This is a genomic window from Haloprofundus sp. MHR1 (assembly GCF_005155585.1).
GTDB classification, from domain to species: Archaea; Halobacteriota; Halobacteria; order Halobacteriales; family Haloferacaceae; genus Haloprofundus; species Haloprofundus halophilus.
This window is the reverse complement of record NZ_CP039833.1, coordinates 2,358,114-2,382,153: the sequence shown is the minus strand read 5'-3', so window position 1 is coordinate 2,382,153 and position 24,040 is coordinate 2,358,114. Positions and strand designations below refer to the sequence as shown.

At 66.2% G+C, this 24,040-nt stretch carries 23 protein-coding genes and 1 pseudogene; 16 read left to right on the top strand and 8 right to left on the bottom strand.

Translation table 11 applies throughout. The features are described 5' to 3' along the window. Positions 1–10: 10 nt before the first annotated feature. The 3 genes from FCF25_RS12065 to FCF25_RS12055 are packed head-to-tail and all read left to right on the top strand — an operon-like array spanning position 11 to position 2,083. Positions 11–220 carry a hypothetical protein gene (locus tag FCF25_RS12065; RefSeq protein ID WP_117591812.1) on the top strand — a complete coding sequence of 70 codons (210 nt, stop codon included), beginning with the start codon at positions 11–13 and terminating at the stop codon, positions 218–220. A 49-nt stretch (positions 221–269) separates the two neighbouring features. Beyond that, complete coding sequence (locus FCF25_RS12060) at positions 270–953, top strand: PHP domain-containing protein (RefSeq protein WP_117591814.1); 684 nt, start codon at positions 270–272, stop codon at positions 951–953. Beyond that, positions 953–2,083, top strand: a complete 1,131-nt coding sequence (locus tag FCF25_RS12055; protein ID WP_137049406.1) for an asparagine synthase C-terminal domain-containing protein — start codon at positions 953–955, stop codon at positions 2,081–2,083. The genes FCF25_RS12060 and FCF25_RS12055 overlap by 1 nt, the downstream gene beginning before the upstream one ends. A 51-nt stretch (positions 2,084–2,134) precedes the next feature. On the opposite strand, the gene FCF25_RS12050 is transcribed toward FCF25_RS12055, so the two are convergent. The 3 genes from FCF25_RS12050 to FCF25_RS12040 all read right to left on the bottom strand — a co-directional run bounded on the left by FCF25_RS12050 (position 2,135) and on the right by FCF25_RS12040 (position 4,789). Further along, entirely contained in the window at positions 2,135–2,773 is a 639-nt protein-coding gene (locus FCF25_RS12050) for a hypothetical protein (RefSeq protein WP_137048869.1), read from the bottom strand. A gap of 336 nt (positions 2,774–3,109) precedes the next feature. Beyond that, positions 3,110–3,580 (bottom strand): NUDIX hydrolase, encoded by a 471-nt coding sequence (locus tag FCF25_RS12045; protein WP_117591818.1) that lies wholly within the window; start codon positions 3,578–3,580, stop codon positions 3,110–3,112. 228 nt (positions 3,581–3,808) lie between these two features. Beyond that, positions 3,809–4,789 carry a transcription initiation factor IIB family protein gene (locus FCF25_RS12040; protein WP_117591820.1) on the bottom strand — a complete coding sequence of 327 codons (981 nt, stop codon included), beginning with the start codon at positions 4,787–4,789 and terminating at the stop codon, positions 3,809–3,811. A gap of 289 nt (positions 4,790–5,078) precedes the next feature. Between FCF25_RS12040 and gatC the strand changes: the two genes are divergently transcribed. Then, positions 5,079–5,357, top strand: a complete 279-nt coding sequence (gene gatC / locus FCF25_RS12035) for an Asp-tRNA(Asn)/Glu-tRNA(Gln) amidotransferase subunit GatC (RefSeq protein WP_117591822.1) — start codon at positions 5,079–5,081, stop codon at positions 5,355–5,357. Further along, complete coding sequence (gene gatA / locus FCF25_RS12030) at positions 5,358–6,686, top strand: Asp-tRNA(Asn)/Glu-tRNA(Gln) amidotransferase subunit GatA (RefSeq protein ID WP_137048868.1); 1,329 nt, start codon at positions 5,358–5,360, stop codon at positions 6,684–6,686. Between the two features lie 80 nt (positions 6,687–6,766). Here gatA and FCF25_RS12025 read toward each other — a convergent pair whose 3' ends face one another. From FCF25_RS12025 to FCF25_RS12010, 4 genes are all read right to left on the bottom strand, one after another. Further along, complete coding sequence (locus FCF25_RS12025; RefSeq protein WP_117591827.1) at positions 6,767–7,132, bottom strand: TM2 domain-containing protein; 366 nt, start codon at positions 7,130–7,132, stop codon at positions 6,767–6,769. Positions 7,133–7,258: 126 nt separating this feature from the next. Continuing rightward, positions 7,259–8,869, bottom strand: a complete 1,611-nt coding sequence (locus FCF25_RS12020; protein ID WP_137048867.1) for a TrkH family potassium uptake protein — start codon at positions 8,867–8,869, stop codon at positions 7,259–7,261. Between the two features lie 144 nt (positions 8,870–9,013). Then, positions 9,014–10,351 (bottom strand): Trk system potassium transporter TrkA, encoded by a 1,338-nt coding sequence (gene trkA / locus FCF25_RS12015; protein WP_117591831.1) that lies wholly within the window; start codon positions 10,349–10,351, stop codon positions 9,014–9,016. 219 nt (positions 10,352–10,570) lie between these two features. After that, on the bottom strand, positions 10,571–11,107 hold the full coding sequence (locus tag FCF25_RS12010) for a type II toxin-antitoxin system RatA family toxin (RefSeq protein WP_117591833.1): 537 nt from the start codon (positions 11,105–11,107) through the stop codon (positions 10,571–10,573). A 228-nt stretch (positions 11,108–11,335) separates the two neighbouring features. Between FCF25_RS12010 and FCF25_RS12005 the strand changes: the two genes are divergently transcribed. After that, complete coding sequence (locus FCF25_RS12005) at positions 11,336–12,520, top strand: ABC transporter substrate-binding protein (protein ID WP_137048866.1); 1,185 nt, start codon at positions 11,336–11,338, stop codon at positions 12,518–12,520. A gap of 196 nt (positions 12,521–12,716) precedes the next feature. Here FCF25_RS12005 and FCF25_RS12000 read toward each other — a convergent pair whose 3' ends face one another. After that, positions 12,717–13,016: a HalOD1 output domain-containing protein gene (locus tag FCF25_RS12000; protein ID WP_117591837.1), complete on the bottom strand. Its 300-nt coding sequence runs from the start codon at positions 13,014–13,016 to the stop codon at positions 12,717–12,719. A 277-nt stretch (positions 13,017–13,293) separates the two neighbouring features. On the opposite strand from FCF25_RS12000, the gene FCF25_RS11995 reads away from it, so the two are divergent. The 10 genes and pseudogenes from FCF25_RS11995 to mnhG all read left to right on the top strand — a co-directional run. Beyond that, positions 13,294–13,698 (top strand): hypothetical protein, encoded by a 405-nt coding sequence (locus tag FCF25_RS11995; RefSeq protein ID WP_137048865.1) that lies wholly within the window; start codon positions 13,294–13,296, stop codon positions 13,696–13,698. 180 nt (positions 13,699–13,878) lie between these two features. Next, the gene (locus tag FCF25_RS11990) at positions 13,879–15,036 is read left to right on the top strand and encodes an iron ABC transporter permease (protein WP_137048864.1); all 1,158 of its coding nucleotides are present in this window, start codon (positions 13,879–13,881) and stop codon (positions 15,034–15,036) included. Beyond that, on the top strand, positions 15,036–16,004 hold the full coding sequence (locus FCF25_RS11985) for an ABC transporter ATP-binding protein (protein WP_137048863.1): 969 nt from the start codon (positions 15,036–15,038) through the stop codon (positions 16,002–16,004). Before FCF25_RS11990 ends, FCF25_RS11985 begins: the two co-directional genes overlap by 1 nt. A gap of 214 nt (positions 16,005–16,218) precedes the next feature. Then, on the top strand, positions 16,219–17,475 hold the full coding sequence (locus tag FCF25_RS11980) for a twin-arginine translocation signal domain-containing protein (RefSeq protein ID WP_137048862.1): 1,257 nt from the start codon (positions 16,219–16,221) through the stop codon (positions 17,473–17,475). 133 nt (positions 17,476–17,608) lie between these two features. Beyond that, entirely contained in the window at positions 17,609–18,406 is a 798-nt protein-coding gene (locus FCF25_RS11975; protein WP_137048861.1) for an FAD-dependent oxidoreductase, read from the top strand. 789 nt (positions 18,407–19,195) lie between these two features. Next, the gene (locus FCF25_RS11965) at positions 19,196–20,545 is read left to right on the top strand and encodes a Cdc6/Cdc18 family protein (RefSeq protein WP_117591850.1); all 1,350 of its coding nucleotides are present in this window, start codon (positions 19,196–19,198) and stop codon (positions 20,543–20,545) included. A 193-nt stretch (positions 20,546–20,738) separates the two neighbouring features. Continuing rightward, complete coding sequence (gene coaBC, locus FCF25_RS11960) at positions 20,739–21,923, top strand: bifunctional phosphopantothenoylcysteine decarboxylase/phosphopantothenate--cysteine ligase CoaBC (protein ID WP_137048859.1); 1,185 nt, start codon at positions 20,739–20,741, stop codon at positions 21,921–21,923. 229 nt (positions 21,924–22,152) lie between these two features. Then, positions 22,153–23,304, top strand: coding sequence for a monovalent cation/H+ antiporter subunit E (locus tag FCF25_RS11955; protein WP_137048858.1), 1,152 nt, complete (start codon positions 22,153–22,155; stop codon positions 23,302–23,304). Between the two features lie 83 nt (positions 23,305–23,387). After that, a complete protein-coding gene (locus FCF25_RS11950; protein WP_117594067.1) occupies positions 23,388–23,645 on the top strand; it encodes a cation:proton antiporter in 258 nt (85 codons plus the stop codon). After that, positions 23,642–23,941, top strand: a pseudogene (mnhG, locus tag FCF25_RS11945) (monovalent cation/H(+) antiporter subunit G); the annotation flags it as partial. The gene FCF25_RS11950 and the pseudogene mnhG, both read left to right, overlap by 4 nt. Between the last annotated feature and the right edge of the window lie 99 nt (positions 23,942–24,040).

Here is a 24,040-nt window from a genome sequence, read left to right as displayed (position 1 = left end):
TCGGCCACTAATGGACGAATCACGCCTCTGGGGAGGAATCGGCATCCTCATCGGGCTCGCAGGTATCGCCATCATACTGTTCTACCCGGATTCGGAGTTCCTCAGTATGCTCGCCGCGGGGCAGGTCACCGAGTTCACGTTCCTCTACGGCGTGGGCGTCATCCTCGCCGTCCTGTTCACCACGGTCATCATCGCTCCGAGCATGCTTCGAAGCAGGTAGGGCGGTCGGGACCGGCGAGTTTTTTTAGACACCCTCCCAAAGGCTGTTCGTGTTATCGGTCGAACTGCACGCGCACTCCGCGCTGTCGTACGACGGCCGCGACCCCGTAGAGTTGCTGCTCGAACAAGCCGCGGCCGTCGGACTCGACGGGCTGGCAGTCACCGACCACGACGAGATAGACGCGAGCATCGAGGCGGCCGAACGCGCCGCCGACTACGGCCTCGTCGGCATCGTCGGCATGGAGGTGACGAGTTCGGCGGGTCACGTGCTCGCGTTCGACATCGACGAGCAGATTCCCGCGGGCCTCTCCTACGACGAGACGCTCGACCGAATCCGAGACCAGGACGGTCTCGCCGTCGTCCCCCACCCGTTCCAGAAGTCCCGCCACGGCGTCGCCCCGCACATCTCGCGGGAACAACTGGCGAGCGCCGACGCCGTCGAGGTGTACAACTCGCGGCTCCTGACCGGTCTCGCCAACCGGAAAGCAGAGAAGTTCGCGCTCGCCAACGACCTCCCGATGACCGCCGGCAGCGACGCCCACATCAGCGAGATGGTCGGACAGGCGGTGACCGAAGTCGGAACGAACGAACGCCGCGCCGACGCCATCCTCGACGCGATCGCCGAGGGCCGGACGGGCGTCGTCGGTACCCGCACGCCGTGGCACATCAGTCTCCGACAGGCCGCCGGCGGGGCGAAGCGGCGCATGAAACACGCGGTCACCGACTTCCTGTGATTCGCGGTGCGACTCCCGAACGCGTCGAGGACGCGTTCGAACGCGGCGACCCGCTTCCCGGGACCGCCGGATTCGCGGGCCGTCTCGACGCCGGGTCGGTCGCCTGCGACGGGCCGCTTCTCGTCCGCGACGTACTCGGCCGACAACCGGTGTTCTTCTCGGAGCGCGACCCGACGACGTGGAGTTTCGACCCGACCGACCTCGACGACCCGAAACCGCTCCCGGCGGGTCACGTCCGGCAGCTTCCGAGTCGGGGAGAAGCGGAGACAGAGAGTGTGCGCGCGTGGACGCTTCCCGACCCGCCCACGTTCGACGACGACGAGACGGCGCTCGACGCGGTTGACGACGCCGTGCTGCGGAGCGTCCGCGCCGTCGACGCCGCCGACACCGCCGTCGCGTTCTCCGGGGGCGTCGACTCCGCGCTCGTCGCCGCCGGGATACCCGACGCGCCCTGCTACGTCGCCGGGTTCGAGGGGTCGCACGACATCGAGGCCGCCCGCGACGCCGCCGAAGCGATGGACCGGGACCGCGACCTGCGGGTGGTCGAGTTCACTCACGACGACCTCGTCCGCGCGGTCCCCGAGATCGTCGCTGCGACGGGGCGGACGAACGCGATGGACGTCCAGATCGCGTTGCCGCTGTATCTCGTCGCGGAGCGCGTCGCCGCCGACGGCTACGACAGATTGGCCGTCGGACAGGGCGCGGACGAACTGTTCGGCGGCTACGCGAAGGTGGCGAACGCCCCCGACGACCACCGCGTCGACGCCGAGACGGTCCAGGGTGCGACGCGCGAGGTGATAGCGACGCTGCCCGACCAGTTGGAGCGCGACGTATTGGCGCTGCGCGCGGCGGGCGTCGAACCGGTCGCGCCGCTGCTGCACGATGACGTGGTCGCGGCCGCGCTCCGACTGCCGGATCGCCTCCTGACCGACGGCGAGGAGCGCAAGATTGCGCTTCGACGTACCGCCGACAGAGTGCTTCCCGCTGCCGTCGCCGCCGCGGACAAGAAAGCCGTCCAGTACGGGAGTTTAGCGGCGCGCGAACTCGACCGACTGGCCCGCCGCGCGGGGTTCAAACGACGGATGGACGACCACGTCGGGCAGTACGTCCGCTCGCTGACCAACCGGTAATCGAACAGAGCGCGCTCGGCGAGGAGTCGGCGACCGCTCTGTCTCCGTTTCTCAGGGGTGCGCCGGCGAGGACGAACCGCCGAGTGGCGGCGAGCGGTACCGGAGCGACACCGTCCCTCGGTCGGCGTCGTAGTCGACGACGCCTGCTTCGGCGAGTTTCGGGAGGAGAGAGTGGACGAGATGCGCCGCGTGCGTCTGCGGAGAACCGCCGACGCGAGCGGAGAGCGCGGCCGCGACGTCCGAAACGTCGAGTTCCTCGTCGTCGGTGTCGAGAGCGGCCAACGTCGCCCGCATCGTGGTTGTCGAAAACAGGCGGACCCCGGAGCCGGTCCGTTCGTCGTCGAAGTGGGCCGCCAGTGACGGGACCTGGTCGGTGTCCCGTCCGACGAGCCGGCGACCGGGTGTGAGCGTTCGACTGGCCGTGTCGTACTCGACGAATCCGGCGTCGGTGAGCTTCGGAAGGTGGACGTGGTGAAGCGAGAGATGGAGCGAGGCTTCGCGGTCGGCAGCCGTCGGCGTCGGCGAGTCGAGCGTCCGAATCGCTGCGACCAGTTCGGTGAGCGTCGAGGGGTGAGAGTCGTCCGATAGCAGCGTTACGACCTGCCGGCGACGCGGATGCGAGAGAACCGCCAGTAACTGCGACAGCTCATCCACGTCGTCCGCGGTAGCAGAGGATTGCTCGTCGGTCATCGCGTACCTGCTGTTGCGAGCACGCTCGCATCAGTGCGAGGCCTAACCAGTTAGTGACGACATACAGACACGCTCCGCGCATCGTTCGAGAAACGCTCGGGATAGCGTCCGCTCCTCACGGTGGAGATGCTGCCGTCAGCGTCGGGTCGATGTGGTGGGTGCAAGCAGGCGGTGAGCGTTCGAACGGGTGGTCACCGCGCAACAGCCTCGGCACCCGTTCGGCAATCGGTCAGGACACACGAGGGGGTGGCCGCGTCTTCGTTCAAAAACCCTCGCTACCGACAGACAGACCCGTACCGGCCTCAGCGCCGTACCGGCCTTAGCGCCGTACCGGCCTCAGCGTCGACCGGACGCGCACCCGATGGCTTCCAGACCGAGTTCGACCACGTCGGCGTCGAGGTCGCTCGTCCGGAGGTCGTCGGGGGTGTACCAGTCCCACACGTCTGCGCTCTCTTCGCCGTCGTCGGGGTCGATGGCACGCGAGTCGGTCGTCGCGTAGTAGATGTGGTCGATGTGCTGGTGGCTGACCCCGTCGTCGTGAACGTTGATATCTTCGAGCAACAGATGCCGCGGCCGCGGAATCGTCCGCGCCGTCTCGGAGGCGATGGTGGAGTGATCGGCGAGTAACGTCGGCTCCAGACCCGTCTCCTCGCGGGCTTCTCGGAGCGCGGCTTCGTGGGGGAGTTCGTCTCTGTCGACGTGGCCGCCGGGGGGCAGTCGCAGGCCGAGCCGCTTGTGCTCGTGCAGCGCCGTCGCCCCGTCGTTGACGATGTACACCGTCGCCGTGAAGTGCCGCGTCGTCTCCATGCCGAACGGTGGCGGCGACCGGTTTTAACCGTCGTGACTTCCGGCGACCGAATCGGCGGCGACCGCTTCGATTCTGCGACCGAACCGGTAGCAGTCGCTCCGACTGTGGGTGCGAAAGGGGGAGTCGAATCCGCGGCGGGGGTCGAGCGGTATCGGCAGGCGTCAGCACGCGTTGGCAGGTGTCAGCACGCGTTGGCAGGCGTCGGCAGGCGGCGGCGCACGACCCGACTACGGCAGGTGGACCTGCTCTTCGGCTTCGAGCAGTTCGTGGTACCGGTTCCGGATGGTGACTTCGCTGATGTTGGCGACGTCGCTCACTTCGCTCTGAGTCACCTTCTCGTTGGTCAACAGCGAGGCGGCGTAGACGGCGGCGGCGGCGAGGCCGACCGGCGACTTACCCGAGTGGACGCCCTGTTCTTTGGCGTTCTTCAGCAGTTTTCGTGCGCGGCGTTCGGCCTCGTCGGAGAGGTCGAGCGCCGAGGCGAACCGCGGGACGTAGCTCTCGGGGTCTGCGGGCTGGATTTCGAGTTTCAGCTCGCGGACGACGTAGCGGTACGTCCGGGCGATTTCGTCCTTCTCGACGCGGGAGACGCCCGAAATCTCGTCGAGACTGCGCGGCGTTCCGGCCTGACGAGCGGCGGCGTACAGACTGGCCGTCGAGACGCCCTCGATGGAGCGGCCGGGGAGCAGGTCCTCGCCGAGCGCGCGGCGGTAGATGACCGAGGCGGTCTCGCGTACGTTCTCGGGGAGGCCGAGCGCCGAGGCCATGCGGTCGATCTCGCCGAGCGCCTGTTTGAGGTTGCGCTCTTTCGAGTCGCGGGTGCGGAAGCGCTCGTTCCACGTCCGTAGCCGCTGCATCTTCTCCCGCTGGCGGCTCGACAGCGAGTTACCGTAGGCGTCCTTGTTCTGCCAGCCGATGTTCGTCGACAGCCCCTTGTCGTGCATCATGTTCGTCGTCGGTGCGCCGACGCGGGACTTCTGGTCTTTCTCCTTGGAGTCGAACGCGCGCCACTCGGGGCCGCGGTCGATGCCGTCCTCCTCGACGACGAGACCGCAGTCGGTACAGACGGTCTCGCCGTGTTCGGTGTCGCTGGCCAACTGTCCGCCGCACTCCGGGCAGCGCAGCGTCTCGTCGGCTTCGTCTTCGTTCTCTTCCTCGTCTCTCTGTCGGGTGCGCTCGCCCGTGTACCGTCGGACACTATCAGTCATTGTTAGGGGTAGTGGGGTGGTGGAGAGACGCCTCTCTCGTGGACTGTTCTCCATCGGGTTGTTCGGAAGCGATTCACTTAAGTCTGGTGCCGAAATTAGGGGTCGAGACGCCCCGAAAACTACGTTCCGGCGGGCCGGTCGCACCGAGGGTTTCGATGGTGGATTCGGTCCGGTGGCGCTGGCGTCTCGTCACGGGGGCCGATACTTTTCGCTTTCGCCGAACGTCGCTCTCGTCGGCGACTCGCGGTGCATCGAAACCCTTACTCCCGGCCCCCGACACCGAGACGGTATGAGCGACACGTCCGTCGACGCGGAGGAAGTGCGTCACGTTGCGACCCTCGCGCGGGTCGACCTCGACGACGCCGAGGTCGAGGAGTTCGCCGCGCAGTTCGCCGATATTCTCACGTACTTCGACGCGCTCGACGAAGTGCCCGAAGTCGACGACGAAGCCGAGTTGGTGAACGTGATGCGCCCCGACGAGGTCCGCGAGAGCCTCAGTCAGGAGGAGGCGCTCTCGAACGCCGCGGAGGCCGAAGACGGCTTCTTCAAGGGGCCGAAGGTGTCGTAGATGGCCGCCGACCTCAACATCTTCGTCACCGAGGAGACCGTCGAATCGGACGCCGACGGCCCGCTGAGCGGCACGACCGTCGCCGTCAAGGACAACATCAGCACCGAGGGTCTCCGCACGACTTGCGGGTCGGCGATGCTCGACGACTACGTCCCGCCGTACGACGCGACGGTCGTCGAGCGCCTGAAGGACGCGGGCGCGACCATCGTCGGCAAGGCGAACATGGACGAGTTCGGGATGGGGTCGACCACCGAGACGTCGGCGTTCGGCGCGACGAGGAACCCCGTCGACCCCGAACGCGTCCCCGGCGGCTCGTCCGGCGGCTCCGCGGCGGCGGTCGCGGCGGGCGAGGCGGACCTCGCGCTCGGCACCGACACCGGCGGCTCGGTTCGCAACCCCGCGGCGTTCTGCGGCGTCGTCGGCATCAAACCCACCTACGGGCTCGTCTCGCGCTACGGACTCGTCGCCTACGCCAACAGCCTCGAACAGATCGGACCGTTCGGCACCACCGTCGAGGATGCGGCGACGCTGCTCGACGTGATTTCGGGACCGGACGCCAACGACGCGACGACTCGTGACGCGAGCGAGGCACGAAGCGCCTCGGATGGTCGAACGGGCACCGCCCGTGAGACGGGGACGAGCTCCGACTACGCGAGCGCCGCCGACGGCGACGTCGACGGCCTCACCGTCGGCGTCTCCACGGAACTGGTCGACGGCGCGGACGACCGCGTCGTCGAGGTGTTCGAGGACGCCCTCTCGGAACTCGAAGCGCAGGGCGTAGAGACGACGGAGGTGAGCCTCGAGTCCGTCGGCCACGCGGTGCAGGCGTACTACGTCATCGCGATGTCCGAAGCCTCCTCGAACCTCGCGCGGTTCGACGGCGTCAGATACGGAAAATCGGGGGGCTACGAGGGCAACTGGAACGAGTCGTTCGCCCGCGCCCGCGAGGAGGGCTTCGGCTCGGAGGTCAAACGTCGTATCCTCCTCGGCACCTACGCGCTGTCGGCGGGCTACCACGACAAGTACTACAAGAAGGCCCAGGACGCCCGCGCGTGGGTGGCACGGGACTTCGACGCCGCCTTCGAGAGCGTCGACGTACTCGCCTCGCCGACGATGCCCGTCCTCCCGCCGAAACTCGGCGAGAGCCTCGACGACCCGCTGCAACTGTACCTCACCGATGCGAACACGGTACCGGTGAACCTTGCGAACCTCCCTGCCATCTCGGTGCCCGCGGGCGAGGCTGACGGTCTTCCGGTCGGTCTCCAACTCATCGGCCCGAAGTTCGGCGAGGAGCAGATTATTCGGGCGGCCAGCGCCGTCGAACAGTAAGCCGCGGTTTTTTGGTCCAGCTTTTTCGAGCCGAGCGCCCGAGCGAAGCGAGGGCCGAGGGCGAAGAAAAAGGTGGGCGTTCAGTGCTCGCGTTCGACGTACCGCGCCTCGAACTCCTCGCGGCTCTTCGACAGGTAGATCGCGCCCTCGACGATGCCGACGAGACCCGGAAGCCCGGTCCAGAAGAACAGGAGGTAGAGGATACCCACCTTCGTCCGGCCGAGGTAGAACTTGTGCGCGCCGAACGACCCGAGCAGGATGGCGAGCAGCGCGGCGACGAGTCGCTTGTCGTCGACGGCCGAGGGCGGCGGGCGCTGACGCACGCCGCAGTGCGGGCAGAGTTCGGCCTCGGCGTCTATCTGTTCGCCGCAGTTGTGACAGTAGACGGTGCCGCCGTCGTCCGCTGTCGTGCCGGTCCCCGTCGACATGTCGGAGTTATCCACCATGTGACGGTGGTCGTCGAGTATCGGCAAAAATGTCGGGGCGCCTCTCCGTCGAGCACCCCACTCTGTTTCCGGTTCCGCCCGAACAGCGTCCGAGGGCGACTCGCTCGTGACGAGAGAGCGGGGACCTCACCGCTTCCAGTACTCGGGCGTCAGGAGGACCAGCACAGGAAGTATCTCCAACCGACCGATCCACATCAACACCACCATCAGCAGTTTCGATGCGTTCGAGAACTCGACGAATCCGCCCATCGGGCCGAGGAAGCCGAAGCCCGGACCGACGTTGCCGATGGTCGTCGCCGACGCGCTCACGAGTTCCAACACCGTCACGTCGAGGCCGACGCGGACGGCGTCGAGTCCGAGCAGTATCGTCGCCACGGCGAAGATGACGAAGTAGAGGAGCGTAAACGCGTAGATGCCGCGGACGGCCCGCTCGTCGAGTGCGCGGTCGCCGAGTCGGACGGGGCGAACCGCCTCCGGGTGTGCCGTCGTGAACAGTTCACGGCGGAGGGATTTGAGGATGACGTACCAGCGGACGATTTTGATGCCCCCACCGGTCGACCCGGCGCTGCCGCCGATGAACATCGCGAACAGGAGGAGGTACTTCGCGGGCGCGCTCCAGGCGTTGAAGTCGAGACTGGCGTACCCTGTCGTCGTCACGATGGCGAGCACCTGGAACAGCGCCGCCCGTATCGACGGTTCGGCGTCGCCGACGTGGTCGGCCGCCGCGTCGACGACGTAGGCCGCGTCGTACGTCTGCCCGGCCGTGACCGCGTCGGGAGCGACAAACCCGTTTCCGCTGAACAGCAGTCCCGCGAGGATGGCGGTGAGGACGGCGACGATGCCGAGGTACGTGTGGAACTCCGTGTCCTCGAGGAACGTCCGCGGGTCGTCCGCCAGCGCGTGCCAGATGAGCGCGAAGTTCGTTCCGGCGACGACCATGAAGGGGATGACGACCCACTGGGCGGCCGCCGAGAACGCCTCGATGCTCCGCGCCTCCGGCGAGAAGCCGCCGGTCGGCATCGTCGTCAACCCGTGAGCGACGGCGTTGTAGAAGTCCATCTGCGGTGCCATCCCGCCGCGGTGGAGACCGTACAGGAGGAGGATTTCGAGGACGGTGAACCCGAGGTACGCAGCCCACAGGAGACGCGCCGTCTGGGCGATACGCGGCGTGAGTTTCTCGATACTCGGGCCGGGCGCTTCGGCGTCCATCAACTGCGCGCCGCCGGCGGAGAGCTGCGGGAGGATGGCGACCGCGAGAACGACGATTCCCATCCCGCCGAGCCACTGCGTGAGCTGCCGCCACATCATGATGGCGCGGCCGTGGGTCTCGAAGGAGATGTCCCCGAGAACGGTCGAACCCGTGGTAGAGAAGCCGCTCATGCTCTCGAACAGCGCGTTCACCGGGTTCGCGAGCGTCGACGCCGGCGAGAGGGGTTCGAACAGAAACGGAATCCCGTGGGCCTCGACGAGATACGGAATCGTGCCGACGAGGGCGACGGCCAGCCACGTCACCCCGACCATCAGAAAACCCTCTCGCGCTCGGAGGTCCGGTTCGGGGTCGAGGCGCTCTAACCACGTTCCGACCGCCGCGGTGACGAGCATCGTCACGAGAAACGGGACGACCGACTCGCCGTAGTAGAGCGCGACGGCGACCGGCAGCGCGAGCGGAACGACCAGATACTTCAGCACCGTCCCGACGAGACTGAGACTGGCGCGGTAGTCGACGCGCAGATGCATCGACCGCCACCGATTCGACGAAGATGTCACGAGTGCGAGCCTGTTTCGATGCGGAGCGTATGAACGTAGTGGAATCCCGCATTCGGCGGAAACGCCGAGCCACGCGCCGCGGGGACGACGTGCCGCGGGGACGACGTGCCGCGCTCAGAGCCTCGGCGTCACGTCGTCGAGCACTTCGATGTCGACGAAGACGACGACGTGGTCGCCGGGTTCGATGACGGTGTCGCCGCGCGGGGTGACGAACTCGTCGTGGCGGGTGATAGCGCCGATGACGACGCCGTCGGGCAGTTCCGTCATCACCTCGCTGATGGGCTGTCCGACGAGGATGCTGTCGCGGTCGACCTCTATCTCCAGCACTTCGGCCTTGTCGCTCTCGATGAGCGCGACGTTCTCCGCGCCCCCCTCGTGAGTGAAGCGGGTGATCTCCTCGGCGACGACTTCGCGGGGATTCAACCCCACGTCGACGCCGACGGCCTCGAACAGTTCGACGTACGTGGGGGTGTCGATAATCGCCACCGTCCGGCCGGCACCGAGACGGGTCGCGAGCAGCGAGACGAGGAGGTTCTTCTCGTCGGAGTCGAGCGCGGAGACGACGACGTCTGCGTCGCCGACGTGCTCGCGTTCGAGGAACTCGGCGTTCGTCGCGTCGCTCTCCATCACGATAGTGCCCGGGAGTTTCTCGGCGAGGCGTCGCGCCCGTTCGGAGTCGTACTCGATGAGTCGCGGGCGCAGTCCCCGCTCTTCGAGCAGGCGGGCGACGTGGTAGCCGACCTCGCTCCCGCCGACGATGACGACCTCCTCGGGCGACCCCGGCGACTCGGCGGGGACGAGCGCGTCCGAGAACGCCTGAACGCTCTCGGGGCTCCCGATGACGACGACGCGGTCGCCGGCGCTGATGACCGACTCCCCGCGGGGGATGACGACCTCGCCGTTCCGGAGGATGGCCGCGAACGTCAGCGAGTCGAAGCGGTCGGCCTCGCGCACAGTCTGGTCGGCGACGGGGCTGTCGGGACTAACCTCGAACTCGGCCATCTGGACGCGACCCTCCGCGAACGGGTCGACGTCGCGGGCGGCGGGCAGGCCGATGATGCGGACGATGGCCTCCGCCGCCAGCAGGTTGGTGCAGACCATGAAGTCGATACCGAAGGCGTCGCCGGACTGCTGCCACGTGCGGAGGTGTTCGGTGTTCTTCACGCGTGCGACGGTGAACGCGTCGCTGATGGCTTTCGCCGTCGCGCAGGCGACGATGTTCGTCTCGTCGTTGTCGGTCGTCGCGATGAGCATGTCCGCCTCGTCGATGCCGGCTTCCCGAAGCACCGACAGCGACGTGCCGTCGCCCTGGACGGCGAGCACGTCCAGCGAGTACGTGAGGTCCTCGACGCGGTCGGCGTCGCGTTCGACGATAACGACTTCGTGGCTCCTGTCGAGGTCGGAGGCGATGCTCTCGCCGACCTGACCGGCGCCGATGATGATCACGCGCACGGAGTCCCCGCACCTCTGTTCATACCACTCGGCGGTCGTCCGACTACATTTGTCTTTTCGTCTCGGGACGCCCCGCTCTCGCGTGAGAACGCGTCCGCCGACCGTGACGGGGCGTTCACCGGCTCGGAGTTCGACTGACTCGGAGTTCGTCCGGTTCGGAGTTCGACCGACTCGGAGTTCGTCCGGCTCGGAGTTCGTCCGGCTCGGAGTTCGTCCGGCTCAGAGTTCGTCCGGTCGGTCCCTGACTTCGAGCGTCACCGACCGCTCGCGGCCCTCGAGGTCGGCGACGACGCGTTCGACGACGCGCTCGGCCTCCTTGACGACGAGCGGTTTGACCTTCTCGATGACTCTGTCGAAGGAGACGAACATCGGCAGGTCCAGCGCGCCGTGGGCGCTGTCGGGGTCGAACTCCACCTCGATGACGACGCGGCAGGCGGTGTCGGCGTCCGGCGGCGCGTCTTCGGGGAGTTCGTCCAGCGGTTCGACGAGCCACCGCCCCTCCGCGTTTATCGTCTTCGTCAGTCGCCACTCGACGCGGTGTGGCGGGGCGAGTTCGGTCACCTCCGAGTGGGCGGTGTACGTCAGTTTCCACCACTCGAAGCGGAGCGCGTACTCGGTTCCCGCGGAGCCGTCGCCGTCGGCGCGCACGTCGGTGAGATACTTCGAGTAGTTCGCGTATCGGGGAAAATCGACGAGGAACTCGTACACCTCCTCGGGCGGGAGGTACACGACCGTCGAAACGGCAATCTCGTCCACGGCTGAAGATGTGTAGCCGGTAGCCTAAGCGTTGCGGGAGTCGAGCGTCGGAAAGTCGAGCGTCTCGGCCACCGGAAAGTCGAACGTCGGGAAGTCAAGCGTCTCGACCGCCCGAGGGCCTCACCCCGGACGACGCGCCCGCGTTCGGTGTGCAGTGTGACACCAACCCACGTTTAGGCGCGCCTAACAATCGACGCTTTTATTGGATTTAGGTGAACCTAAACAGGTATGCGACGACGCAAGTATCTGGGTCTCAGCGCGGGGGCGCTGGCGACCGCACTCGCTGGCTGTTCGGACAGCGCCGACGAATCGACGCCTTCGGGCGGGTCCGAAGGAAACTCGTCGGCCTCGGGGACCGACGGTTCAGACCAGACGGACGGCGAGACCGACACCGAACAGAGCGGGTCGTACACCGTCTCGATGGTGCCCGTCGGCGACGTGACGTTCGAGTCGGTGCCGGAGACGTGGTTGGCGTACGAAGCGGGATACGCCGACATGGGCGTCGCACTCGGACAGTCCGACGGACTGCTCGCCGTCGGCAACAAGCCGCGTTATCACACGCAGTACTACGACGAACTCGACGGCGTCAGCGTCGACAAGGAGTCGCTCACGCAGCTGCTCGGCGAGAGTTCGCAGATCGACAAGGAACTGCTCTACGAGCTCGACGCCGACGTCCACGTCGTCGACCCGAACTGGCTGGTCAGCGGGTCGGGTTTCGGCCTGGAGATGTCCGATATCGACGAACTCCGTACGAACGTCAGCCCCTTCATCGGCAACACCATCTTCCGGCGGACGGACTCCTCGTGGCACGACTACCAGTACTACACGATGTACGAGGCGTTCGAGAAAGTCGCGCAGGTGTTCCAGCAGCAGGAGCGCTTCGAGCAGTTCCGGTCGCTTCACGACGACTACGTCTCCTCGGTGCAGTCGGAACTGCCCGCGGAGTCCGAGCGTCCGAACGCGCTGTTGACGTTCGGTGCCGGCGACGAACCCGAGGAGTTCTCCCCGTATCGTCTCACCGATAAGGGAACGAACAAGAAACAGTTCCACGACCTCGGTATCAGGGACGCGCTGGAAGGCACCGGCGTCAGCGGCCTCTCGACGAGCGAGCGCGGCACTATCGACTACGAGACGATGCTCGAAGTCGACCCGGACGTCTTACTCGTGCGCGGACACGAGGACAAATCCGCCGACGAGTTCGCCAATACGGTGCTGTCGTTCATGCAGCAACACAACGTGGCGAGTCAGCTCTCGGCAGTCCAAAACGAGATGGTGTTCCGCGGCGGCCCAATCTACCAGGGCCCCATCCAGCACCTGTTCACGCTCGAACGCGCCGCCAAGGACTTCTTCCCCGACACCTTCGAGGGCGAACTGTTCGACCGGGGCGCGGTGTCGGATATCGTCTCCGGCTAATCAAGCCGACGCGAGCGTCTCCGCCGTTCTGTCGTGTGACTATCGGTTCGGTCAGCGAGGGCTCTATCGACTCGTTCACCTCGCCCGACTCGTTCACCTCGCCTAACTCGCCCGTCTCGCCCGTCCCGTTTGCCACGCTCGTCCCGTTTGCCACGCTCGTCCTATTCGTCTCGTTCGATTCGTTCGCCCCGTCTTCTCACTCAGTTTCGTTCGATTCGAAGATTTCGGCCGTCTCGCCGGCGGTGACGACGATTTCGTAGTCGAGATAGGTGAACCCGACCCGGACGGTCGAAGCGATGTCGCGTCGAGGCGGGACGAGGACGTTCTCCAGCGCGTCCGCGTCGAGGTATCTCCGGAGCGGCGGTAGTCCACGGGGCGTCGTCTCCTCCAGCGCCGCCACTGCGGTGACGACGGCCTCCGTCGCGGTACGGTAATCGTCGAGCGGAACCGACGAGACGAGCCGTGACCGTTCGCCGTCGGCCGTCTCTTCGGTCATCGGAGACAGCTCCTCCGAGGCAGTACGGTCGAGAGGACGGGACGGAGTCCGGAGTGACGGGAGATGGATGTCACGGATGTCCCGACGGTACGTCTCCAAATACTTATATTGAGTAGAAAAACAGCCGCGGGAACCGGTCAGATGTTCCGATATTCCACCGTATAGTTCACGTTCGTAAATTTCAGAATCTAGTGATAGTCACCCACGCGTACACGTATCGGATATTTTGTTCGGTTGGGAAGACGGATTTACGAGGAGAGGGGAGGTGTGGTATCGTATGACAGCGAACCTCGGCCCGCCGACCGAGGAGCGTACCACGTCGGGGCTCCGCGACAGGCGCGCAGTCGAGTTGTTCGACGCGCTGAGCGACGAACGTCGCCTCTGGGCCGCCGACCGTCTGTTCGAGGCGAACGGTCCCGTCTCGCTGGCGATGCTCGCGCGAGTGCTCACGGCGATAGAGATGGGGACGGAGCTCGAAGACCAGACGCGCGAGAGTTCGCCGGCGTACATCAACCTCCACCACAGCCACGTGCCGAAACTCGTCCGCGCCGATGTCGTGAACTACGACGAAGAGCGTCAGACGGTCGAACTCGTCGACCGGGTCGAACCCGTCGGCCGGGTCGAACTCGTGCCGTCGATGGCGACGTTCTTCGTCGAACGCGGCGTCGACACCCCGAACTGAGCCCGCGGGAGGCAATTTAGGTACTCCTAAAAATCGAAGTTCTTTTGACTCGGCGAGACGCCAGTTCCGGGCATGAAGCGTCCGAGAGACACTGGTGGGCGACACCGAGACGGACGGTACGCGAAACAGCCATCTCGGGGTCGGGGACGACTCGGACGGCGCCGAGGGGGCGTTCGGTAGATGGCGAGTGACGCTCGAAGCGGCGAGTACGACAACGCCGGGGGACGGACCCGATTCGGTTGGATAAACGCGCCGCTCGTCTCGCTCGCGCTCGCCAGTGTCGCCGTCGTCGTGTTCGCCGCGCTCGTGCAGGTGAGTTTCGGGACGTACTCGATGAGTATCGTACAGGCGTGGCGCGCGGTGTTCGACCCGGCAGTGCTGACGAGTCCGTATCTCCTGTTGCAGTTCTTCTTGGGGGAGGGGGCCGCAGACGCCGCCGCGAGGGCGTTCGGCTTCGAGGCCACCGCACCGGAGTTGGCGAGAGAGACGATCATCGTCTGGAACATCAGGCTCCCGCGGGTCGTCGTCGGCGCGCTCGTCGGCGCGAACCTCGCCGTATCGGGGGCGATATTTCAGGCCGTGACGCGCAACGAACTCGCCTCGCCGTACATCCTCGGCGTCAGTTCGGGCGCGGGACTGACCATCCTGCTGACGCTCGTGTTCTTCACCGGATTGGCCGTCTACCTGCCGATTCTCGCGGCGCTCGGCGGCACGGTCGCCTTCCTGCTCGTCTACAGTATCGCGTGGAAGAACGGGACGAGTCCGGTTCGACTCGTCCTCGCCGGCGTCATCGTCTCGACTATCTTCGGGTCGATGCAGACGGCTATCTTCTTCTTCGCGAGCGACATCGGCGTCGTCCAGAGCGCGATCGCGTGGACGACGGGGTCGCTGACGGGCACCGACTGGGAGCAGGTCCGGACGGCGCTGCCGTGGACGGTGCTGTCGGTGGTGCTGGCTATCGCCGGCGCTCGGCAGTTGAACGTGCTTCTCCTCGGCGAGAAAACGGCGCAGGCGCTCGGGATGTCCGTCGAACGCGTCCGATTCGCGCTGTCGGGCGTCGCCATCCTCGCCGCCAGCGCCGCCATCGCCGTCGCCGGCATCGTCGGCTTCGTCGGCCTCGTCGTCCCGCACATCGTGCGCAACATCGTCGGCAGCGACTACCGTCGGCTGGTCGTCGGCTGTGTGTTCGCCGGGCCCGCGCTGCTGGTCGGCGCGGACGTGGGCGCGCGTCTCGCGCTCAATCCGGCGCAGATTCCGGTCGGCATCGTCACCGGTCTCGTCGGTGGGCCGTACTTCCTCTATCTCATGCGGAAGAAACAGCAACTGGGTGAAATCTGATGGTAGACACGAACGTCTCGACGGAGTCGTCGTCGAACGCGGCGGAATCGTCGAACGCGGCGGAATCGTCGAACGCGGCGGAATCGTCGAACGCGGCGGAATCGTCGAGTTCGACGGCGTCGAACCGAACGAACGGAGAGACGCCCGACGAGGAGATGCGGACGGAGGCCGTCGAAGCGACGGAACTCGTCGGCGAGGACCTCGCAATCGGCTACCCGACGACGCCGGAACCGGTCGTCGAGTGCGACTCCGTCGTCGTCCCCGCGGGCGAGGTGACCGCGCTCGTCGGTCCGAACGGGTCAGGAAAGAGCACGCTGCTTCGCTCGCTGTCGAACCAGCTCGAACCGGAACGCGGCAGCGTCCTCCTGGATGGACACGAACTCCAGACGTTCGGGACGAAGGAGCTCGCCAAGCGGCTCGGGCTGCTCTCGCAGGAGAACGAAGCGCCCGGCAGTCTCACCGTCGAGGAGCTGGTCTACCACGGCCGCTATCCGCACCGCGGGTTCTTCGAGACGGTCGACGAGAAGGACGAGGCGGCCGTCGACGAGGCGATCTCGCTGGCGGGCGTCGAGCACATCCGCGACTCGCAGGTCGGAAACCTCAGCGGCGGGCAGAAGCAGTTGGCGTGGATTGCGATGGTGCTTGCGCAGGACACCGACGTGTTGCTGTTGGACGAACCGACGACGTATCTCGACTTGCACCACCAGTTGCGCGTGATGGAGGTCGTCCGGACGCTCAACCGCGAGCGCGACGTCACCGTCGCCGTCGTCCTCCACGACATCGGCCAGGCGGCGCGCTTCGCGGACAACCTCGTCGCCATGCGCGACGGCGAACTGTACGACTGGGGCCCGCCCAGGAAAGTCGTCACCGAGAAACTGCTGCGCGACGTGTTCCGCGTCGAAGCCACCGTCGACGCCGACCACCCGACCGGACCGCACATCTCGCCGCACCGCGCGATGGACGAGTGACGGACCGGCGAGACATCCAGTGACGGACTCGTTGAGACATCCAGTGACGGACCCGTTGAGACATCCAGTGACGGACCCACCGAGGAGCCGCATTCCGGTCGATAGCTGACAGTTCCTACCCTGCCGAAACGTCCACTGTACTCCGCTCTGTCGAAGCTTTTAGGTGCGCCTAAAATTCGAAGCGCTTACTATGGATTAGGCGAGCCTAAAAAACATGCAAGACGAGGAGACAGCCTTCGAGCGTAGACAGTTTCTTACGGGGACCGCGGCCATCGCCGCGAGCATCGGAGTCGCCGGCTGTGTCGGCGGTGGAGACGACGGAGACGGCGGAGACGGCGAGAACGACGCGAGCGCCGGAGACGGGTCGACAGCCGACGGAACCGAGCAGACGGGTCAGGAGTCGACCGACGGCGAGACGGGCGAGGGCGGGTACTCGGTCAGCATCTCGCCGATGGGCGAGGTATCGTTCGACGCCGTCCCCGAGAACGCGATGGCGTACAGCCCGCAGTACGTGGACATGGCCGTGGCTTTCGGTCGCGGCGAAACTGTGAACTCCATCGGGTTCCCGGAGTCGTTCTACACGGGTTACTACGACCAGCTCGACGGCGTCGAGTTCGATCCCGAGAGTCGGTCGAAACTGTGGAACGACGGCGTCGACAAGGAGATCTTCTACGAACTCGACTCCGACGTCCACTTCATCGACCCGACGTGGATTCTGAACGTCGGCAGCTTCGGCCTCGACGAGGCCGACATCGAGGAGATAGAGACGAACGTCGGGCCGTTCTTCGCCAACCGGTACAGCCGCGCCCACAGCGACCCCGGCGTCGACGACTACGAGTACTACACACTCTGGGAGCTGTCGGGCAAAGTCGCCGAACTGTACCGGGAGACCGAGCGGTGGGAGGCGCTTCGGGAGGTCCGAGACGAACTCGTCTCGGAACTGGAGTCGAACCTCCCGCCGGAGTCGGACCGACCGACCGTCGGCCTCGTCATCTACGACGCGGACGCGCAGACGTTCTCGCCGTACAAGATAGCGAACGACGGCTTCGGCGTCTCGCACTACCGCCCCCTCGGCGTCCGGGACGTGTTCGCCGAGAGTGACCGGACGTACGAAGCCGACTACGACGCGAGCTACGACCTCGAAGCGATGCTCGAAGTCGACCCCGACGTGCTGATACACAACTTCGACGTGGGCGGGAGCGACCGGTACGAGGCGATGGTCGACCTGAAGGACGACCCCGTCGGCGGCGAACTCACCGCGATGCAGAACGACCGCGTTTACACGGGTGGGTCGCCGCTGCAGGGACCGCTCTACAACATCTTCCAGTTGGAGATGGCGGCCAAGCAGATCTACCCCGAACGGTTCGGCGAGTGGCCCGGCTACGACGACGACGGGACGTACGCGATTCCGGAGGACGAGCGGCTGTTCGACCGCGAACGCGTCGCGAGCGTCGTGACGGAGGGTGCGTGATGGGAGACGTGACGGTGCGCGGCGACACGCGACGGCACCAGCCGAGGCCGATCCCCTCGTCGCCGACGAGTTCCGACGACGACAACGAACCGAAATCGACGACGCTTCACCGGAGTCCGAACTACGAACCGATATGAGCGACACGTCCCAGACTGAAGCCCCAGTATCGAACGACGCGGCTGACTACGACCGCCACGACGTGCTCGTCGTCGGCGGCGGCGTCGCCGGACTGAGCGCGGCGACGTTCACCGCGCGTGCCGGACTCGATACCGTCGTCGTCGACGACGGCAACTCCATCGTCAAGCGAAACGCGCACTTAGAGAACGTCCCCGGCTTCCCGGCGGGCGTCAACCCCCGTCTGTTCTGCGAGATGCAGCGCGAACAGGCCCGACGTAGCGGCAGTGCGTTCGTCGACGGACGCGTGACCGACCTCCGGCGCGTCGACGGCGGGGGTTTCCGCGCGGGAGTCGACGGCGACGTGGACACCGACTCCGGACTCTACGCGACGTACGTCGTCGCCGCCTCGTGGAGCGACACCAGCTACCTCGACGGCCTCGGAGTCGACCTCCGGGTCGCTGGAAGCAAGACGTACATCGGCGACGACGGCCTCGGCCGGACGAGCGTCGAGGGACTGTACGCCGCCGGACGGCTGACCGAGCGTTACCACCAGGCGGTCGTCGCCGCGGGTCACGGCGCGCAGACCGCGATTACGCTCGTTCACGACTCGGAGACGCCGTTCTACAACGACTGGGTCACGCCGAAGGGCTACTTCACCGACCGCGGTCGGGAGGTTCCGCCGGGCTGCGAGGAGATAGACGAGGCCGAACGCCGTCGCCGCGAAGCCGAGTCGCTGGAGACGATGCAGGCGTCGTTCGCCGAGTCGCATCCGGAGCCACAGCGCACTCACCCGAGTCTCGTCGACGACGAGTGAAGTTGTCGGATATCCCGGAAGAGTTCAAGAGAGTCGGGTAGTCCGAGTGAGCCGAGCAATCTGAGTGGGCCGAGTAGCCCGAGTAAACCGAGCAATCTGAGTGGGCCGAGTAGCCCGAGTGAACCGAGTAGTCCGTGCTGGGTCGACGTCGAACTCGCCGACGTCGGAGCTATCGAAGAGATTCGGCGAAGCCGACGAGATGCCACCCTCCCACACCTGTTTTCAAATGTTCGGCGGGTCGAGAGAGGGGGTCGGTTCGGCGACAGTCGAGCGCGAGTCAGGGGGTAGTATATAAATCACGCCGTTCGGCCGACGGACCACACCGATTTTCAAATGTTTGGGGTCGGTTACGTCTGTCGATTAGGTGAGAAAACACTACACTACACTACACTAGTTTAGAAAGATATAATCATAGGAATGGCCTTTCGAGGCAATCACCCGTGTTAACACTGGCCACGGTACCTCGTGACTGAGTCTAAATCCGTATGAGAACGGCCGCTGGTCGTCGATGGTCGGCTGATTCCGCCTCGCGCCCCCACCCCCACCCTCTCGCACCCGGAGCATTTGCAAACTGGTGTGAGAGAGGGTCCGTTCGGGTCGCTCGCTTCTCGCCGATTCTCGGGTCTACGAGGCGGCGCCGAACATTTGAAAACCGCTCTCTCTCTCTCCGAGTGACGGTGTCTCCGGCGACGGCCCGGGTAGACGGCCGAGCCGTCGGACACGAGTAGCACTTGAAACACGTGAAGCATTTGCAAAGCACTAAGTAGCGGCACACGGCAGGCACGAACAATGGCTCCCGACTCTATTTTCGAAGACGAGGCCGAGGTGTTTCGCGACATCGAGGTGCTCGAAGAGGACTACACCCCCGACACCATCCTCTGCCGCGACGAGGTGATGACGGAGTACATCAACGTCCTCAAACCCATCTACAAGGGCCGTCCACCGCAGAACGCCTTCCTCTACGGTGACACCGGCGTCGGCAAGACCGCCGTGACGAACCACCTCACGACGCAGTTAGAAGCCGACATCCGCCAGAAGAACGAGGACATCGAGCGACAGCACGAACGGAACGACCAGCGAGCGGACGACGACGGGAACGCGCAACCGTCCGTCGAGACCGACGCCGCAGACAGCGCAGACGCCGCCGCCCCCGTCGACCTCACCATCGTCAAGGTGAACTGCCAGAACCTCACCTCCACCGGCGAGCGAACCTCCTCCTACCAGGTCGCCATCGCGCTGGTCAACGAACTCCGCCCGCCAAAGGACATGATCGCCTCTACGGGCTACGCCCCGCAAGCGGTGTACTCGATGCTGTACGAGGAGATGGACGCCCTCGGCGGCACGGTGCTGGTCATCCTCGACGAGGTCGACCGCATCGGCGCCGACGACACCATCCTCTACGAACTCCCGCGCGCGCGGGCGAACGAGAAGGTCGAAAACGCCCGCATCGGTCTCATCGGCATCTCCAACGACTACACGTTCCGGTCGAACCTCTCGCCGAAGGTCAAGGACACGCTCTGCGAGACCGAGATCAAGTTCCCCGCCTACAACGCGATGCAACTGCGCGAGATTCTGCGCGACCGCGCCTCCCGCGCGCTGTACGACGAGACGTACGGCGACGACGTCATCGCGCTCTGTGCGGCGCTCGCCACCCGCGAATCCTCGGGAAGCGCGCGAAAAGCGATCAACCTCCTCCGAAGGGCGGGCGAAATCGCCGAGAACGACGGTCGAACGACCATCGTCGAGGGCGACGTCCACGAGGCGAAAGACGACCTGGAGTACGGCGACATGGTCGACTCCATCACCGACCAGGACGCGCACAAACGCTACGTGCTCGCCGCCGTCGCCCACCTCTCGAAGGCCGACGCGACGCCCGCCCGCGTGAAGGAGGTTCACCGCGCGTACCGCGCCGTCGCCGAGAGTTACGCCGCCGACCCGCTGAGCCAGCGCGGCATGTACAACCACCTGACGAAACTGGCGATGCTCGGCTTTCTCACCTCCCACGACAACAACGAGGGGATCAAAGGCGGCCAGTACTACGAGTTCGAGTTCTCCGACGAGGTCGACCGCTCGAAGGTTCGCGAGGCGTTCGAGTCGATGGGCCACGCCTGGCAAGATATTCGAGTTCAAGGGGATTAGGCCCCGAGTCGCCGAATCATTTGCAAATCGGTGTCTCTCGCCCACCGAAAGACGTTTATCTGGTCCCGAAATCGGACGCCTCGACCTCGCTGGGGCGGGTTTCAGTTCGGAGCATTTGCAAACCGGTGTGGTCGAAGCGTCGAATCCGCGAACCGCACGGTACTATTTACCGTCGCTCCCCACTTCCCACCAGATGCTTCAGGGAGTCAACGTCGCGCTGGGGGTGTCGGGCAGTATCGCTGCGGTCAAAGTAGTCGAACTGGCCCACGAGCTCCGGCGGCAGGGGGCGAACGTTCGCGCCGTCGTGACCGACAGCGCCCGCGGTATCGTCCACCCGTGGGCCGTGGAGTTCGCCACCGACAACCCGGTGGTCACGGAGATTACGGGCCGCGTCGAGCACGTCGAACTCTGCGGACGCGACGGCTGGGCGGACGTGCTCCTGCTCGCGCCCGCGACGGCCAACACGGTCGGCAAAATCGCCGCCGCCGTCGACGACACGCCCGTGACGACCTGCGCGACCACCGCCCTCGGCGCGGGGATGCCCGTCGTCGTCGCGCCCGCGATGCACGAACCGATGTACGACCACCCGGGCGTGCTCGACGCCATCGACCGCGTCGAGTCGTGGGGCGTCTCCTTCGTCGACCCGCGAATCGAGGAGGGCAAAGCGAAAATCGCCACCGAGGAGGCCATCGTGACGGACGTCGCCCGAGCGACGACCGAGCGGACGCTCTCGGGGAAGCGCGTCGTCGTCACCAGCGGCGCGACGAGCGAGCGAATCGACCCGATTCGCGTGCTGACGAACCGCGCGTCGGGACGAACCGGCCGCGAAGTCGCCCGCGCCTGCTACGTCCGCGGAGCCGACGTGACGCTCGTCCACGACGGGCCCGACGTTCCCTACGCCTCGGTCGAACGCGTCGAGAGCGCCGCCGAGATGCTCGCCGCGGTCGAAGCCGCCTGTGCCGGCGACGAGGCTGACGACGTCGCACCCGCCGACGCCCTCGTCTCCGCGGCCGCCATCTCCGACTTCACCGTCGACGCCGCCGACGAGAAGATCCGCTCCGGGGAGTCGCGGACGCTCGACCTGCGGCCGACGCCGAAACTCGTCGACGCGGTCCGGGACGCCCGCCCCGACCTCCCTATCGTCGGGTTCAAAGCCGAGACGGCGGGCGACGACGAGTCGATGGTCGCCGAGGCGAAACGGATTCTCGACCGGGCGTCGCTGTCGTTCGTCGTCGCCAACGACGCGAGCGTGATGGGCGAGGACGCGACGCGGGCGCTGTTCGTCCGCGAGTCGGGTCGGACCGGCGAGTACGAGGGCGACAAGGCGGGACTCGGCGGGCAGGTCGCCGACGAACTCGCCGCGGAACTCGGAGCGTGACCGCACTCCTCACGGAGCACGAGCCGGCCGTCGCCGTCGGTCGGCAGCGACGACAGACGGCACTTCGCCTCGACGAACTGGACGCGTAACAACTCCCGAAAGCGAGACAGAGATAAGAATAGTTTTGCGTCAACAGCTACTCGCTTCATACGATTAGCTAGCATGACGGGTCGAACACGCATGAGCGACTGTTGGCCTGCCGGCCGTCGCCGAACGGAGTTGAGAGACCGTGGCGGGTGAGGCGACCGACGCGAGGAAGTCGACGGAATCCGCGGCGCGCGAGACCGGCGCGCGCGTACTCGTTCCAGTCGGCGAGTCGCCGACGCTGCGCAACACCGTCGCGTACGCCGTGCGGACCGCCCGCGAACGCGCCGCCGACACCGACAGTTCCGCGGCGGTTCACTTCGTCTACCCGGCGTTGTGGCGGGCGGTCGAACCGACGCGCGCCGGCAAGTTCGAACGAGCCCAAGAACTACTCGACCGCGTCGAGGTGTGGGCTCACGAAGACCTCGGCGACGACGAGGCCGACGCGGCGGAACCGACCGTCGAGATAGAGACGGCCGTCGTCGGTGCCGACGAGTACCTGTTCAGTCCGGCCGACTTCGCTCGTGTCATCGTCTCGTACGCGAGAGAACACGACCTCGGCCGGGTTGTCGTCGACCCGGAGTACCAACCGGGCGGCAACGCGCCGATGCTCCGACCGCTGGAGTACGAACTGACGAAGTCCGAGTTGAGCGTCGAGGAGGCGCCGGTCGAACGGCCGACCCGCCGGGGGGTGCTCGTCGGGCGAGAGAGCCTGACGCAGTATCTGCTCGTCTTCGGCGCGTCGTACCTCTTCTATCTCACCCTCGGCGGGTTCAGCGGCACGTTCGACCTCGTCACCGGTGCGATAAGCGCCGCCGTCGTCACGGTCGTGCTCGGGAAAATCGCGCTGAAAGGGAAACCGGACCTCCGCACGCTGCCCGCCGAACTCGGTCGGCTCCTCCTCTACACGCCGTACCTCCTCTGGGAGATCGCGAAAGCGAACGTCGCGTTGGCCTACGTCATCCTCCACCCGCGGCTGCCCATCGACCCGAAGATGGTGAAGTTCGAGGCGGCGGTGTGGAACGACCTCCCGGCGACGACGCTCGCAAACAGCATCACGCTCACCCCCGGGACGCTGACCGTCGAGGTGAGCCATCGGGAGTTCTACATCCACTCGCTCACGCAGTCCGCGCGCGACGACCTCTTCGACGGAGCGCTCGAACGCGCCGTCAGGTTCGTCTTCTACGGCCGCGCCGCCGCGCAAATCCCGAGTCCGAAGGAGCGCGGCGCGGCGCAGGAGGACCTCGGCGAGACGCCGAACGACTCGCTGACCACCGACGGGGGAACCGACCGATGAGCGCGACGACCGCCAACGGCGTGGTTCTCGCCGCCGCGGGCGGCGCCGGCGACCCGGCGAACCTCACGCCGTTTCTCACCGACGTGTTGCTCGGGACGGCGGCGGCGTTCGTCACCCTCGCCATCGTCGTGCTCTACCGCGTCGTCAAAGGACCGACGATGCAGGACCGCGTCATCGCCGTCAACGTCATCGGCTCGAACACCGTGGTCATCCTCGCGTTCCTGGCCGCGGCGTTCGGCGAACCCGGGTTCCTCGACGTGGCGCTGGTGTACGCGCTGTTGAACTTCCTGATGAGCATCGCCATCTCGAAGTTCACCGTCGAACGAGGTGGTGTCATATGACGCCCGTCGAGATAGCCGTCGTCGCGCTGCTCGCCGGCAGCGTCTTCTTCGCCTTCGTCGCCGTGGTTGGCGTGCTCCGCCTCCCGGACCTCTACACGCGGGCGCACGCCGCCTCCAAGAGCGACACGCTCGGTGCGGTGCTCGGTCTCGCGGCCGTCGCGGCCGTCTACGGTGCCGGGATTCCGACGGTGAAGGCGGTGTTTCTCCTCGTGTTCATGTTCGTGACGAATCCGACGGCGGCACACGCCATCGCGCGCGCGGCCTTCGACCAGGACATCGAACCGTGGACCGGAGAGGCCGCAGACCGAACCGGCCGCGGCGTCGACGCCGACCGGTCGCCCGAGGACGTCGACGGCTCCGAGTCGCTGGCGACAGACGGCGGCCCCGCGCCGGAG

Coding starts and splice junctions, on each gene's coding strand:
- FCF25_RS11990 (WP_137048864.1), top strand. CDS start 13,879: ATGGCGAGTGACGCTCGAAGCGGCGAGTACGACAACGCCGGGGGACGG.
- coaBC (WP_137048859.1), top strand. CDS start 20,739: ATGCTTCAGGGAGTCAACGTCGCGCTGGGGGTGTCGGGCAGTATCGCT.
- FCF25_RS11965 (WP_117591850.1), top strand. CDS start 19,196: ATGGCTCCCGACTCTATTTTCGAAGACGAGGCCGAGGTGTTTCGCGAC.
- FCF25_RS12005 (WP_137048866.1), top strand. CDS start 11,336: ATGCGACGACGCAAGTATCTGGGTCTCAGCGCGGGGGCGCTGGCGACC.
- gatA (WP_137048868.1), top strand. CDS start 5,358: ATGGCCGCCGACCTCAACATCTTCGTCACCGAGGAGACCGTCGAATCG.
- FCF25_RS11985 (WP_137048863.1), top strand. CDS start 15,036: ATGGTAGACACGAACGTCTCGACGGAGTCGTCGTCGAACGCGGCGGAA.
- FCF25_RS12050 (WP_137048869.1), bottom strand. CDS start 2,773: ATGACCGACGAGCAATCCTCTGCTACCGCGGACGACGTGGATGAGCTG.
- FCF25_RS12045 (WP_117591818.1), bottom strand. CDS start 3,580: ATGGAGACGACGCGGCACTTCACGGCGACGGTGTACATCGTCAACGAC.
- gatC (WP_117591822.1), top strand. CDS start 5,079: ATGAGCGACACGTCCGTCGACGCGGAGGAAGTGCGTCACGTTGCGACC.
- FCF25_RS12025 (WP_117591827.1), bottom strand. CDS start 7,132: ATGGTGGATAACTCCGACATGTCGACGGGGACCGGCACGACAGCGGAC.
- FCF25_RS12000 (WP_117591837.1), bottom strand. CDS start 13,016: ATGACCGAAGAGACGGCCGACGGCGAACGGTCACGGCTCGTCTCGTCG.
- FCF25_RS11975 (WP_137048861.1), top strand. CDS start 17,609: ATGAGCGACACGTCCCAGACTGAAGCCCCAGTATCGAACGACGCGGCT.
- FCF25_RS12040 (WP_117591820.1), bottom strand. CDS start 4,789: ATGACTGATAGTGTCCGACGGTACACGGGCGAGCGCACCCGACAGAGA.
- FCF25_RS11995 (WP_137048865.1), top strand. CDS start 13,294: ATGACAGCGAACCTCGGCCCGCCGACCGAGGAGCGTACCACGTCGGGG.
- FCF25_RS11980 (WP_137048862.1), top strand. CDS start 16,219: ATGCAAGACGAGGAGACAGCCTTCGAGCGTAGACAGTTTCTTACGGGG.
- FCF25_RS12020 (WP_137048867.1), bottom strand. CDS start 8,869: ATGCATCTGCGCGTCGACTACCGCGCCAGTCTCAGTCTCGTCGGGACG.
- FCF25_RS12065 (WP_117591812.1), top strand. CDS start 11: ATGGACGAATCACGCCTCTGGGGAGGAATCGGCATCCTCATCGGGCTC.